Annotated in this window: 11 protein-coding genes; 7 read left to right on the forward strand and 4 right to left on the reverse strand. The window is 62.8% G+C overall.

Annotated elements, in window-relative coordinates:
- Positions 1–84: 84 nt before the first annotated feature.
- Both LB535_RS17125 and LB535_RS17130 read right to left on the reverse strand, forming a co-directional pair.
- Positions 85–1,032 carry a substrate-binding domain-containing protein gene (locus tag LB535_RS17125; RefSeq protein ID WP_224633044.1) on the reverse strand — a complete coding sequence of 316 codons (948 nt, stop codon included), beginning with the start codon at positions 1,030–1,032 and terminating at the stop codon, positions 85–87.
- 102 nt (positions 1,033–1,134) lie between these two features.
- Positions 1,135–2,211, reverse strand: coding sequence for a LacI family DNA-binding transcriptional regulator (locus tag LB535_RS17130; RefSeq protein ID WP_224633045.1), 1,077 nt, complete (start codon positions 2,209–2,211; stop codon positions 1,135–1,137).
- Positions 2,212–2,357: 146 nt separating this feature from the next.
- Between LB535_RS17130 and LB535_RS17135 the strand changes: the two genes are divergently transcribed.
- Positions 2,358–3,389, forward strand: a complete 1,032-nt coding sequence (locus LB535_RS17135) for a hydroxyacid dehydrogenase (RefSeq protein ID WP_224633046.1) — start codon at positions 2,358–2,360, stop codon at positions 3,387–3,389.
- Positions 3,390–3,430: 41 nt separating this feature from the next.
- Here the strand turns inward: LB535_RS17135 and LB535_RS17140 are convergent, their stop codons facing one another.
- On the reverse strand, positions 3,431–4,255 hold the full coding sequence (locus LB535_RS17140) for a putative phage abortive infection protein (protein WP_224633047.1): 825 nt from the start codon (positions 4,253–4,255) through the stop codon (positions 3,431–3,433).
- 374 nt (positions 4,256–4,629) lie between these two features.
- A complete protein-coding gene (locus LB535_RS17145) occupies positions 4,630–5,307 on the reverse strand; it encodes a GntR family transcriptional regulator (RefSeq protein WP_224633048.1) in 678 nt (225 codons plus the stop codon).
- A gap of 137 nt (positions 5,308–5,444) precedes the next feature.
- Between LB535_RS17145 and LB535_RS17150 the strand changes: the two genes are divergently transcribed.
- The 6 genes from LB535_RS17150 (at position 5,445) to LB535_RS17175 (ending at position 12,359) form a co-directional block, all read left to right on the forward strand.
- The gene (locus LB535_RS17150) at positions 5,445–6,032 is read left to right on the forward strand and encodes an amino acid synthesis family protein (protein WP_224633049.1); all 588 of its coding nucleotides are present in this window, start codon (positions 5,445–5,447) and stop codon (positions 6,030–6,032) included.
- Positions 6,025–7,833, forward strand: coding sequence for an alpha/beta fold hydrolase (locus tag LB535_RS17155; protein WP_224633050.1), 1,809 nt, complete (start codon positions 6,025–6,027; stop codon positions 7,831–7,833). The genes LB535_RS17150 and LB535_RS17155 overlap by 8 nt, the downstream gene beginning before the upstream one ends.
- A gap of 5 nt (positions 7,834–7,838) precedes the next feature.
- A complete protein-coding gene (locus tag LB535_RS17160) occupies positions 7,839–8,891 on the forward strand; it encodes an LLM class flavin-dependent oxidoreductase (RefSeq protein ID WP_224633051.1) in 1,053 nt (350 codons plus the stop codon).
- Complete coding sequence (locus tag LB535_RS17165) at positions 8,888–10,363, forward strand: aldehyde dehydrogenase (protein ID WP_224633052.1); 1,476 nt, start codon at positions 8,888–8,890, stop codon at positions 10,361–10,363. The genes LB535_RS17160 and LB535_RS17165 overlap by 4 nt, the downstream gene beginning before the upstream one ends.
- 62 nt (positions 10,364–10,425) lie before the next feature.
- Positions 10,426–11,430 (forward strand): ABC transporter substrate-binding protein, encoded by a 1,005-nt coding sequence (locus LB535_RS17170; protein WP_224633053.1) that lies wholly within the window; start codon positions 10,426–10,428, stop codon positions 11,428–11,430.
- A gap of 68 nt (positions 11,431–11,498) precedes the next feature.
- On the forward strand, positions 11,499–12,359 hold the full coding sequence (locus LB535_RS17175; RefSeq protein ID WP_140838972.1) for an ABC transporter permease: 861 nt from the start codon (positions 11,499–11,501) through the stop codon (positions 12,357–12,359).
- Position 12,360 lies beyond the last annotated feature (1 nt).

Raw genomic sequence — 12,360 nt, forward strand, 5'->3', positions numbered from 1 at the left:
ATAGAGGAGTAGGGAAAGATGGGCGAAGCACAAACCGCGCTCCCCTACTCCCCTACTGCCTTACTCCCCTACTCCCTTCCTTCCTCACTTCACATATTGCAGCATCGGCTCCTTGCCGGCGTCGAGCACGTCCTTGGTCAGCACCAAAGTCGGCACGGCAATGCTTTCCGGAACCTTCTCGCCGCCGAGCGCCTTCTTGACGTTCTCCACCGCCTGCTTGCCGACCAGATAGGGAAGCTGCGCGACAGAGGCATTAAGGCGGCCTTCCTTGATCGATTTCACCGCATCGACATTGCCGTCGACGCCGATGATCGTCACCTGCGAACCCTTGCCCGCCGCATAGACAGACTCGACTGCACCCAGCGCCATGCCGTCATTGGCGCAGAAGATGGCGACGAGATCAGGATGCGCGGTCAGCGTGTCGGTGGCGATCGAAGCGGCCTTGCCGCGGTCCCAGTCGCCCGGCAGCGAAGCGACGATTTCGAGGCCGGGCGCCAGCTCCTTCAGCTTGTCGGCAAAACCCTTGGCACGCTTCTCGCCGGTGATGTTGCCTGACAGGCCTTCGATCACCAGCACCGGACCCTTGGCGTCCTTGCCGAGCTTGTTGGCGAGATACTCCGCGCCCTGCGCGCCGGCGGCGATGTTGTCGGAGCCGATATGGAAGGTGACCTTGACGCCTTCCTTGTCGAGCACCGCCTGGTCGAGATTGTTGTCGAGGTCGACGATCTTGATGCCGGCGTCCTGCGCCGACTTCAGGCAAGGCAAAAGGTTGGTCGAGTTGATGGCGGCGGTGATCATCGCCACCGGCTTGCGCTCAAGCATGGTGTTGCAGAGGTTCAACTGCGGCTCGGCTGCCTGATCGCTCTCGGCCGCCTGCTGGAAATACTTAACCCCGGCTTCCTTGGCGCCGTCCGCGACGCCCTGCGCCATCGCGCCCCAGAACGGGTTGGCCAGTGTCTTCATCAGCACGCCATATTCGCCGTCCTCGGCCTTGGCAACGCCGACGGCGGAAAACGCAAGTGCGACGCCCACGGCAAGGGTAAATCGATTTATCCTTGGGAAATGCGATATCATTCTATCCTCCGTTGATCCTTGGCGCCGGATGCCACGGCCAGGGCCGGCGCATGCTTCCGCTCACGACAATGGGGGCTGTTGTCGGTCTCCTCCCCCGGAATGCGGACCGCTGCCTGGCGAGCCAACGGATTCCCGCATCAACACCTGGCAGGGCTCGAGCCGCGCCGTGGGTGGTCCCACATCACCCTCGACCCTGCGAAACAAAAGGTTCATCGCCTCGCTGGCAATCCGGTGCACCGGCTGCACCACGGCGGCGATCGCCGGCCATGTCACCTGCATCCACTCCGCATCGTCGAAGCCGACCAGCGAGATGTCGTTCGGGCAATGCCAGCCGCGCCGGCGGAATTCGGACAGTGCGACGAGCGTGCCCTTCAAAAGCAGCGAATAGACGGCGGTCGGCCGCTCTCCCCTGGCAAAGTAATCGCGCAGCGAGGATCGCAGCGGCGCGACGCTGACTTCCGAGGTGATGACGTCGATGCGCACCGATGGGTTGAGCGCCAGCGCCTGGCTGCGAAAACCTTCCAGGCGCGCGCGCACCGTCGCCGCCTGCTCCGCAAGGCCGATGACCAGGATATGACTGTGCCCATTGCCGATCAGCATCCGCGCGACCTCGGCGCTGGCTGCAGCGCTGTCGGCCGACACCGTGTCGAAAGCGTCGTCGGACAAGACGCGGTCGATCAGCACGCCGGTCATCCCGTGGGTTTTCATGAAGGCGGCCGCCGGACCATGCTCGTTGCGCACAGGTGCCAGCACGACTCCGGCAACACGCCAGTCATGCATGCGGGCAAGGATTTCCTTCTCGCGCGCCTCCGATTCACGGCTCGATGCGGCGACCAACGTGTAGCCGCGCTGCTCGGCAAGGCCTTCGAGCTCGGTGACCATCTGGCCGAAGAACTCGCTTTCGAACTCGGGCATGATGGCGCCGATGATGCGGCGCTTGGCCCTGCGCATGTCGGACGCCAATGGATCGACGCGGTAGCCCAGGCGTTCTACGGCATCGAAGACGCGCTGCGCGTTTTCAGGCTTCACCGTGGTGACACCGGCCAGCACCTTGGAGACGGTGGCCGCGGACACGCCGGCATGGCTTGCCACGTCATGGATCGACGGACGCCTTTGCCGGGCTTCCGGTTGCGCCATTGACTTCCTCCCGAGGACAGGCAGCCGATCAGCCACCTCGCCATTCCATTCGATAAATCGATTTTTCGTTCTTGTAAATCGTTTCACCGGGAGTAAGACTGGAAAGAAGTGATTGACGCGATCCAATCGTGTCCCGGGAGGAAAACATGTCCGACAACACCTTGCCGCTGGTGATCAGCGCACCCGAACCGCGCACGCTCGACCTGATCTTCACGCCGCCGCAACTGGCGCGCCTGCGCAGCCACTATCGCATTGTCGAGACCACGCCGGAAGACGTTTCCGCCCTACCCGCCGAAACTTTGGCCGAGGCGCGCTATATCATCGGTCAGCCACCGATTTCATCCGAAACGCTGGAAAAGCTGAAGGCGCTGCGCTGCGTCTTCAACGTCGAGACCAACCTCCTCAACAACATGCCCTATGAGACGCTGTTCGCGCGCGGCATCCATGTCGTCACCACCGGGCTGGTTTTTGCCGAACCGGTGGCGGAGCTTGGCCTCGCCATGGCGCTGAACCTCGCGCGCGACATCGTCGACGCCGATCTCGCCTTCCGGCAGGGCAAGGAACTGTGGGGCGGCGACGGCAACCAGACCGCGCGGCTTCTCTCCGGCGCCGATGTGGGCATCATCGGCTTCGGCGACCTCGGCCGCGCGCTCAACCGCCTGCTGACCGGTTTTCGCACCCGCATCAAGGTCTATGATCCGTGGCTGCCGCCGTCGATCCTGGTCGACAATGGCGTCGAGCCCGCCTCGCTGGACGAGGTGCTGTCCCAAAGCGATTTCGTCTTCGTCGTTGCTTCCGTCACCAGCGAGAATGAAGGTTTCCTGGGCGCCGACGCCTTTGCCCGGATGCGCAAGGGCGCGGCCTTCATCCTGCTCAGCCGCGCCGGAGTCGTAGATTTCCCGGCATTGATGCAAGCGGTGAAGAGCGGCCACATCGTCGCCGCGAGCGACGTCTTCCCGGAGGAGCCGCTGGCAAAGGACCATCCCGTCCGCACCCTACCCGGCTTCCTGCGTTCGGCCCATCGCGCCGGCGCGCTCGATATCGCCTTCAAGCGCATGGGCGACATGGTGCTGGAGGACATGGACCTTATCGACCGCGGCCTGCCGCCGCTGCGCTCCAAGCGCGCCGAGCGCGAGACGGTTTCGCGCATGCGCTCCAAGCCGGTCGACAGGAACTGATATGGATCACCGCATTGATCCGTCGGCCAGGGATCAGCCGATCAATCGGGTCGGTCTGCAAATGCTTGAGACGAATAACAACCCGCCAAAAATGAACGGCCAAACTCATCAGGTAAGTATTTCAGCAGCCGAAACTCTTCTATTAGCAAACCAAGGTCCTTCGAGACGGGGCTGAGACCATTGAATCCAGCGAGCGCCACCTCGTGGGACGAGAGTTGACTCCTAAACAAATTGGCATATCGTCTCTTTTCTTCAGCCGAAATTACCTTATCCTCTTTTATACGGAAAAGTATTGTATACAATAAACGAAAATATGGGCTCGTTGTACTCTCATATCGCTTGAAAACTGAAGTTTCATAAATATCTCGAATTCTGTCAGGGGCTGAATTTAACGACGTATTCCTTCTTATTCTCCAAATAATCTCAAAATTTGCTCGCCTTATTGCCTCCAACCCAGAAGACAGAGAATTATTTTTACCGGTAACATTATTCAAAATGGAATAATCTTCCGTGTAACGAAATTGAACAGCGTCTCTGGCCTCTCGAAAAAGTCGAATCAATTCAAAAAAGGAACTCTCAAAGCGTTGAATATGTTGATCATGCTGAGCATCACGAATCTGCCGCTGTTGCATCCACAGGGTGGCAATCACGCCAACAAATGCCAAGGCTGAAAGCAGGGCGTTTAGGGCGCCGAAAGAATCGCCCCATTGCCCTCGATCAGAAAGAGTAGGCGGATTACTGAAGATAACCGGGAGAAATAAGGACTGCAGGGACCAAGCGATCCATATACAAAGCAAAACGAGGGCGGAAATTATAAGAAATACGGTGAATGTATTACGAGAAATAAAATAGAAAACATAGCACATCACCAACTTAACGTACTTCCATACTGAAAATTGCGATTTTTACCATATAAAATATTCCATGCAGGAAAATAGAGATTCTTCAAAATCCAATCGATTCGCTGAGCCTGGCAAAATAGGAGCGCCCTTCGCTCTCCAAATTTTCACAGCAGGTCAGTTGGTTAAGTTATTATGAGGCACACTATCCGTACAGGCAACTCTCTCAAGGCCGATACGGCGAATTGAAGGCGATATAGATCGCACCAACGCCCGACCGTAGTAGAAAGTCGGCATTCACTAAGACACGAACAAACCACGTCCGACAACACGGACTCGAAACCTCCGGGACATTCAACGCATCTAGCGCCCATCACCTTAAGGTCGTTTAAAGTTGGATATCAGAGGGACCCCAGCCGAAGCGCGTCGCGCGCGATTTGCCAGGCCGTCTCCACATGCCGCCGCGCCGCCGCCTCCGCCGCTTCCGGCTTGCGTGAGCGGATCGCATCCATGATCGCATGCATTTCGGCGATCGCAGGCTCGCGGCGGTTCTGCGACAGGATCGTCATCGAACGCAGCTGGTTGATGCGGACATTGAGGCCGGTGACGATCTCCCAGGCGATGCGCTTGTCGGCGGCTTCGAACAGCACTTCGTAGAAGCTCGCCGTCGCCCGCATCACCTCGGCCGGCACGCCTGACGCCCACGCCTCGAGCAGCTTCGCCAGCGCCGCATCAAGCAAGGCGATCTGACCGTCCGTGGCCGACGTGGCGCAGGCCTTCGCCGCGATGCCCTCCAGCAGCGCGCGCAACTCGTAGATCTCGTCGGTCCGGCCAAGATCGGGCTTCGCCACGGCTGGCCCGTGCCCAGGTATCATCTGCACCAGGCCTTCGGTCTCCAGCTGCCGCAACACCTCGCGCACAACCGAACGGCTGACCCCGAGCTGATCGCATAACGGCCGCTCGACCAGCCTTTCGCCGGGCTGGAAATGAAAATCCATGATCGCCTCGCGCATGCGCTCCAGCGCCAGTGTCCTCAACGTCTTGGCGGAGCGGTCGATGCGAAGTGTGTCGGCAGCCATTTTCCTAATCCCTAGCCTCATCACAAAAACAGATTCCATGACCGGTTGACAAGGCGCCCGGCACTCCATAGCATGGTATACCATAAGATGATACAGAAATTGGTGCTGCCGCGAGGTGCTCCATCCCGAGGAATTTCATGCAGCCGGCCATCCGCAAGATCGTGACCTATACCGAGAACACCCTGATCGAGGGCGGCAAGACGGCCCCGCGGCCGCTGCGTCTTATCGGCGTCGCCGCGGTGCTCACCAATCCGTGGGCAGGCCGCGGTTTCACCGAGGATCTCTCGCCCGAGATCCGCGCTTACGCGCCGGTGCTCGGCGAAATGCTGACCAATGAGATCATCGGCGTGGCGGGTTCGGGCGAGGCGATCGAAGGCTATGGCAAGGCCGCCATTTGCGGCACGTCGGGTGAGGTCGAGCATGCGTCGGCGCTGATCCACACGCTGCATTTCGGCAACCACTATCGCCGCGCCGTCGGCGCCAAGACCTATCTCGCCTTCACCAATCTGCGTGGCGGTCCGAACACGCCGATCATGATCCCGCTGATGGACAAGAACGACGAAGGCCGCCGCTCGCATTACCTGACCGTGCATTTCCAGATCGGCGACGCGCCCGCGCCGGACGAGCTGGTGGTGGCGCTCGGCGCGTCCATCGGCGGCCGCCCGCATCACCGGATCGGCGACCGCTACCAGGATCTGAAGGAGCTCGGAGATCTGCATGGCTGACGCCGCGACGATCCGCAGCAAGGCGCCCGACGGCACCGGCTTCATCCGCGCCGGTTCGGGCGCGCCGGTCCTGCTCATCCACGGCGTCGGCATGGATGCCGCGATCTGGCAGCCCCAGATCGCCGCGATGCAGGACCGCTTCGACGTGATCGCCATCGACATACTCGGCCACGGTTCTTCGCCCCTGCCGCCGGAGAACGCCCGCCTGTCGGACTTCGCCGATCAGGCGATCCGCCTGCTTGATCATCTCGGCCTTGCCCGCGTCGCTGTCATCGGCCACTCGATGGGCGCGCTTGTCGCACAGGAAATCGCGCTTCGCGCCCCGTCGCGCATCAGCGCCCTCATCTGCCTCAACGCCGTTTTCCGGCGCCCGCCGGAGCTCGCGCAGGCGGTGCGCGAACGGGCGGCAGCGCTTGGCGGACCCGGCGACCCATCGGCCATCGCCGCCACGATCGCCCGCTGGTTCGGCGATCCGATCCCGCCGGCTCTTTCGGACGCGGCCGCGACGGCCCGCGCGGCGCTCGAAGGCGTCGATCGGCAAGGCTATGCCCGCACCTACCGCCTCTTTGCCAGCGCCGATACCGCGCACGCCGATCACCTAGCCGACCTTGCCGCACCCGCGCTGTTCATGACCGGCTCGGAGGATCGCAACTCGACACCCGCCATGTCGGCGGCGATGGCGCGGCTCGCGCCGGCGGGGCGGTGCTTGGTGCTGAATGGCGAAAAGCACATGATGGCAATCGCTTCGCCGCAAAAAGTGACTCAACGGATAATGAACTTTCTCGACGAGGCGTCGAGTGCTTCCGCAGGCGCGGAGGCCGGTCCGGCATTCGACGCCATGGAGTTCCGGCGCGCACTTGGCTCCTTCCTGACCGGCGTTACCATCGTCACCACGATCGACGAGTCTGGCGATCCGCGCGGCTTCACCGCCAACTCCTTCACCTCCGTCTCGCTCGAGCCACCGCTGGTGCTGGTCTGCATCGCCAAGAAGGCTCTGGGGCATCAAGTCTTCTCGACCTCCAGGGGCTTTGCCGTCAACATCCTGTCGGAAGCCCAGAAATCCGCATCCGGCATCTTCGCCTCGAAGGCCGCGGATAAATTCGCCTCCGTGGCATGGCAGTCCGGACAGACCGGCAATCCGCTGATCGGGGGATCGGTCGCGGTGTTCGATTGCGGTATGGAGCAATTGGTCGATGCCGGCGACCATTCGATCCTCATCGGCCGCGTCCATGACTTCAGCCACAATGGCGCCCAGCCGCTCGGCTATTGCCGCGGCGCCTATGTCACGCCGGGCCTGAGCCAGGAGGCGTTGGCGGCCGCCGCTCCGCCCGGAACCGAGGTCGGCGCGATCCTCGAGAACGAAGGCCGCGTCCTCTTTTTCGAGACCGCCGAGGGATCCTACCAATTGCCGGCCGGCCGCGGCCTCGGTGCCGCGAACGATGCTCGCAGCCTCAGGGGAAAACTTGCCGCCAAGGCGATCGATGCCGAGCTCGGCTTCCTCTACGCAGTGTGGGATGACGCGGCGGACGCCGCACGCACGCACGTCTATTATCGCGGGACTGTGGACGCCCCCGTCTACGGCGACGGCCAGATCCGGTTTGTCGAAATCGAACGCATCTCCGAATTGAAGATCGCCGACCCGGCTGTCAGCTCGATGCTCGCCCGCTATGCGCGCGAGCGCGCCGAGGACACTTTCGGCGTCTATGTCGGAAACGAGGTCGAAGGCGAGGTCCGGCCGCTTGCCAAGCCGGCGCCGTCGGCGCCAATCCATTCCGGCCCAATCCAATCCGGCCAGCGGTGAGATCGATGAAGTTTTCGCTTTTCGTCCATATGGAGCGCTCGGATCTCGCCAAGCCGCATTCCGAATTGCTGGCTGAACTGGAAGAACTGGTTCTGTTGGCGGAGCAGGCCGGCTTCGAGACCGCCTGGATCGGCGAGCATCACGGGATGGAATTCACCATCTCGCCGAACCCGTTCATCAACATCGCCTATCTCGCCGCAAAGACGAATACTATCCGTCTCGGCACTGGCACGATCATCGCCCCCTTCTGGCACCCGATCAAACTCGCCGGCGAAGCGGCGATGGCCGATGTTATCACCGGCGGCCGGCTGGATCTGGGCATCGCCCGCGGCGCCTACAGCTACGAGTATCAGCGCGTCTTCCCGGGGCTGGATGCCTGGGGCGCCGGCCAGCGCATGCGCGAGATCATACCGGCGATCCGCGGCCTCTGGGACGGCGATTACGAGCATTCCGGCGAGTTCTGGCAGTTCCCGCCGACGACCTCCTCGCCCAAGCCTTTGCAAAAACCCTACCCGCCGATCTGGGTGGCCGCGCGCGATCCGAACTCCCACGACTTCGCAGTGGCCAACCAATGCCAAGTCCAGGTGACGCCGCTGGCCTCCGGCGACGGCGAGGTCGCAAGCCTGATGGAACGCTTCAATGCCGCATGCCAGGCGCATCCGGACATAGCGCGGCCACAGATCATGCTCCTGATGCACACGTTCGTCGCCGAGGACGCCGCCGACGCCGACCGCCTGACCCGGGACCTCTCGCAGTTCTACTGCCAGTTCGGCGCCTGGTTCCAGAACAAGAAACCCGTCCGCCAGGGCGTTCTCGAGCAACTGACCGAGGATGAGATCGCGGCGATGCCCCAATACGCGCCCGACAAGATCCGGCAGAACCTCGTCATCGGCGAGGCCGACGAGGTGATCGCGAGGCTGAAGAGCTACGAGGCGCAAGGCTATGACCAGTACTCGATCTGGATCGACAGCGGCCTCTCGCATGAGCGCAAGAAGAAGTCGCTGCGGCTGTTCATCGACAAGGTGATGCCGGCCTTCCAGGAGATGGGGTCGCGATGAGCAGCACCGCCTTCAGGAACTACATAGACGGCCAGTTCGCCGAGGCGTCCTCCACTTTCGACAGCATCGATCCGTCGACGGGCCTGCCCTGGGCGACGATGCCCGCCGCTTCCGTTGCCGATGTCGACCGCGCGGTGGAGGCCGCGCACCGGGCGTTGCGCTCCGGCCCATGGTCGACGCTGACCGCAACGGCGCGTGGAAAACTGCTGGTGAATCTCGGCGATCTCGTCGCCGCCAATGCCGGCCGTCTCGCCGAGCTTGAAACGCGCGACACCGGCAAGATCATCCGCGAGACGCGCGCACAGATCGCCTATGTCGGCGATTACTACCGCTATTATGGCGGACTGGCCGACAAGCACGAAGGTGCCTTCATCCCGATCGACAAGGCTGACATGGAAGTGACGGTGCGGCCCGCGCCGATCGGCGTCGTTGCCGCCGTCGTACCCTGGAACTCGCAACTCTTCCTGTCGGCGGTCAAGCTCGGCCCGGCGCTGGCCGCCGGCTGCACCGTCGTGCTCAAGGCCTCCGAGGATGGGCCGGCGCCGCTGCTCGCTTTCGCGGAGTTGGTTAGCGAAGCCGGCTTTCCAGCCGGCGCGGTCAACATCCTCACCGGCTTCGGCCATGATTGCGGACACCGCCTGACCAGCCATCCGCTCGTCGCCCGTGTCGCCTTCACCGGCGGCCCTTCGACCGCCCGGCGGATCGTCGCCAACACCGCCGAGAATCTCGCCTACACCACGCTCGAGCTCGGTGGCAAAAGCCCGGTCGTCGCCTTCGCCGACGCCGATCTCGACAGCGCCGCCAATGCGGTCGTCGCCGGCATCTTCGCGGCCACCGGCCAGAGCTGCGTCGCGGGCTCGCGGCTGCTGGTCGAGCGCTCGGTCAAGGACGAATTCCTCGCGCGGCTGAAGCACAAGGCGGAAGCCATCGTCATCGGCGACCCGCAGGATCCCGCGACCGAGATGGGCCCACTGGCGACCTCGCGCCAGCGCGAAAGGATCGAGGCAATCGTGGCGGAGAGCGTGGCTGCAGGCGGCCGACTGGTCACCGGCGGCGCGCGGCCGAAGGGCAAGGCTGACGGATACTACTACGCGCCGACCATCATAGAGGCGCAGGACCAGGCTCTCGCCTGCGTGCGCGAAGAGCTGTTCGGTCCGGTGCTGAGCGTGCTTGCCTTCGACAGCGAGGCTGAAGCGCTGGCTTTAGCCAACGACACGCAATTCGGGCTCGCTTCCGGCGTCTTCACCTCGAATCTCGCCAAGGCGCATCGCATGGCGCGCGGCATCCATGCCGGCGTCGTCTGGGTCAACACTTACCGCGCCGTCTCGCCGCTGGTTCCGTTCGGCGGCTACGGCCTTTCCGGCCTCGGCCGCGAAGGCGGCCTCGACGCCATGCGCGATTACACGCGCTCGAAATCGGTGTGGATCCGCACCTCGGACGACCCGATTCCCGATCCCTTCGTCATGCGCTGAGACGGCATGGCAAGGGTGCCGACAAGAACAAGAAACGGAACAACCAATCAGAGGAGAACGACATGAAACTGATTTTCGCCGGCGTCTTTGCCGGGTTGATGGCGACCACGGCCGCAAAGGCCGATGAAATGGTGTTTACCAGCTGGGGCGGGACGACGCAGGAAGCCCAGACCAAATCCTGGGCCGAGCCGTTCATCGCCTCTTCGGGCATCAAGGTGCTGCAGGACGGACCGACCGACTACGGCAAGTTGAAGGCGATGGTCGACGCCAAGAACGTCACCTGGGACGTCGTCGACGTCGAGATGGATTTCGCCATCAAGGCGGCCAAGGACGGGTTGCTCGAGCCGATCGACTTCGCCGTCGTGCCGAAGGCCGATCTCGACCCCCGCTTCAGCAATGAGAACGCCGTCGGCAGCTTTTACTATTCCTTCGTGCTCGCCTGGAACAAGGGCGCCGTCTCCGGTGAGCCGGCAAGCTGGGCGGACATGTTCGACACCAAGAAGTTTCCGGGCAAGCGCACCTTTTACAAATGGTCGGCGCCGGGCGTGATCGAGATCGCGCTGCTCGCCGACGGCGTGCCGGCCGACAAGCTCTATCCGCTCGACCTCGACCGCGCCTTCAAGAAGCTCGACACCATCAAGTCGGACATCGTCTGGTGGGGCGGCGGCGCCGAATCGCAGCAGCTGATCGCCTCCGGCGAGGCCGCCTTCGGCCAGCTCTGGAACGGCCGCGTCTTCGCGCTCGAGAAGGACGGCGCCGATATCGGCGTGTCCTGGAACCAGAACCTCACCGCCGCCGACGTCTTGGTGGTGCCGAAGGGCGCCAAGAACAAGGACGGCGCCATGAAGTTCCTCGCCGCCGCGACCAGCCCGACCGGCCAGGCGAAATTTGCCGAGGCGAGCGGCTACGCGCCGATCAATACCAAGGCCAAGGCCGAAATGCCCGCCGACGTGGTCAAGGGCTTGCCCGACGCGCATGTCGACGGACAGATCAATCTCGACATGAACTACTGGGCCGAGCATCGCGACGAGATCGCCACACGCTGGTACGCCTGGCAGGCAAAGTAGACGCCGTCCTTTCGTGACAAGGATCGGGACGGCGCTCGCCGTCCCGATCCCAATCCGGGATTACCGTCATGTCGGTGGAAGCACAGCAAGGGGTCGCAAGCCCTCGAATACCGGCAGGCCTCGGCGGCCTGCTTCCGGCGTTGATCCTGATCGGGCTCTTTTTCGGAGTGCCGGTGCTGGCGCTCCTGCTGCGCAGCGTCACCGACCCCGCTCCAGGCCTTCAGAACTATGCGGCGCTGCTGGGCGACGGCACCTATGCGCGGGTGTTCTTCAACACTTTCCTCGTCGCCTTTGTCGTCACCGTCGTCACCGTGGCCGTCGGTTTTCCGGTCGCCTGGATGCTGGCGATCATGCCGCCGGCGCTCGGCTCGATCCTGTTCGGCATCATCATCCTTTCGATGTGGACGAACCTCTTGACCCGCACCTATGCCTGGATGGTGCTCTTGCAGCGCACCGGCGTCATCAACCGGGCGCTGATGGGCGCCGGCATAATCGATCAGCCACTGCCGCTGATCAACAATCTCACCGGCGTCACCATCGGCATGGTCTACATCATGCTGCCCTTCATGATCCTGCCGCTGGTCGGCACCTTGCGCGCCATCGATCCGATGACTTTGCGCGCAGCCGCCCTTTGTGGTGCCAGCCCGCTCGCCGCCTTCAGGCGCATCCTGTTGCCGCTGTCTCTGCCCGGCATCGCCGCCGGCGGCCTGATGGTCTTCGTCATGTCGCTCGGCTATTTCGTCACGCCGGCGCTGCTCGGCGGCACGTCGAACATGATGCTCGCTGAAATGATCGCGCAGATGATCCAGTCACTGCTCAACTGGGGCCTGGGGAGTGCTGCCGCCTTCATCCTGCTCGTCGTCACCATGGCGCTTTATGCATTGCAGCTGCGCCTGGTCGGGTCAAAACGCGCGGCGGGAGGCACCTGAG

Source organism: Mesorhizobium sp. CA10, assembly GCF_020165285.1.
In the GTDB taxonomy this organism is placed as follows: domain Bacteria; phylum Pseudomonadota; class Alphaproteobacteria; order Rhizobiales; family Rhizobiaceae; genus Mesorhizobium.

What these genes read in the sequence shown, in the direction of transcription:
- LB535_RS17135 (WP_224633046.1), top strand. Translation starts at nt 2,358, where the DNA reads ATGTCCGACAACACCTTGCCGCTGGTGATCAGCGCACCCGAACCGCGC.
- LB535_RS17140 (WP_224633047.1), bottom strand. Translation starts at nt 4,255, where the DNA reads ATGTGCTATGTTTTCTATTTTATTTCTCGTAATACATTCACCGTATTT.
- LB535_RS17130 (WP_224633045.1), bottom strand. Translation starts at nt 2,211, where the DNA reads ATGGCGCAACCGGAAGCCCGGCAAAGGCGTCCGTCGATCCATGACGTG.
- LB535_RS17150 (WP_224633049.1), top strand. Translation starts at nt 5,445, where the DNA reads ATGCAGCCGGCCATCCGCAAGATCGTGACCTATACCGAGAACACCCTG.
- LB535_RS17155 (WP_224633050.1), top strand. Translation starts at nt 6,025, where the DNA reads ATGGCTGACGCCGCGACGATCCGCAGCAAGGCGCCCGACGGCACCGGC.
- LB535_RS17175 (WP_140838972.1), top strand. Translation starts at nt 11,499, where the DNA reads ATGTCGGTGGAAGCACAGCAAGGGGTCGCAAGCCCTCGAATACCGGCA.
- LB535_RS17145 (WP_224633048.1), bottom strand. Translation starts at nt 5,307, where the DNA reads ATGGCTGCCGACACACTTCGCATCGACCGCTCCGCCAAGACGTTGAGG.
- LB535_RS17170 (WP_224633053.1), top strand. Translation starts at nt 10,426, where the DNA reads ATGAAACTGATTTTCGCCGGCGTCTTTGCCGGGTTGATGGCGACCACG.
- LB535_RS17165 (WP_224633052.1), top strand. Translation starts at nt 8,888, where the DNA reads ATGAGCAGCACCGCCTTCAGGAACTACATAGACGGCCAGTTCGCCGAG.
- LB535_RS17160 (WP_224633051.1), top strand. Translation starts at nt 7,839, where the DNA reads ATGAAGTTTTCGCTTTTCGTCCATATGGAGCGCTCGGATCTCGCCAAG.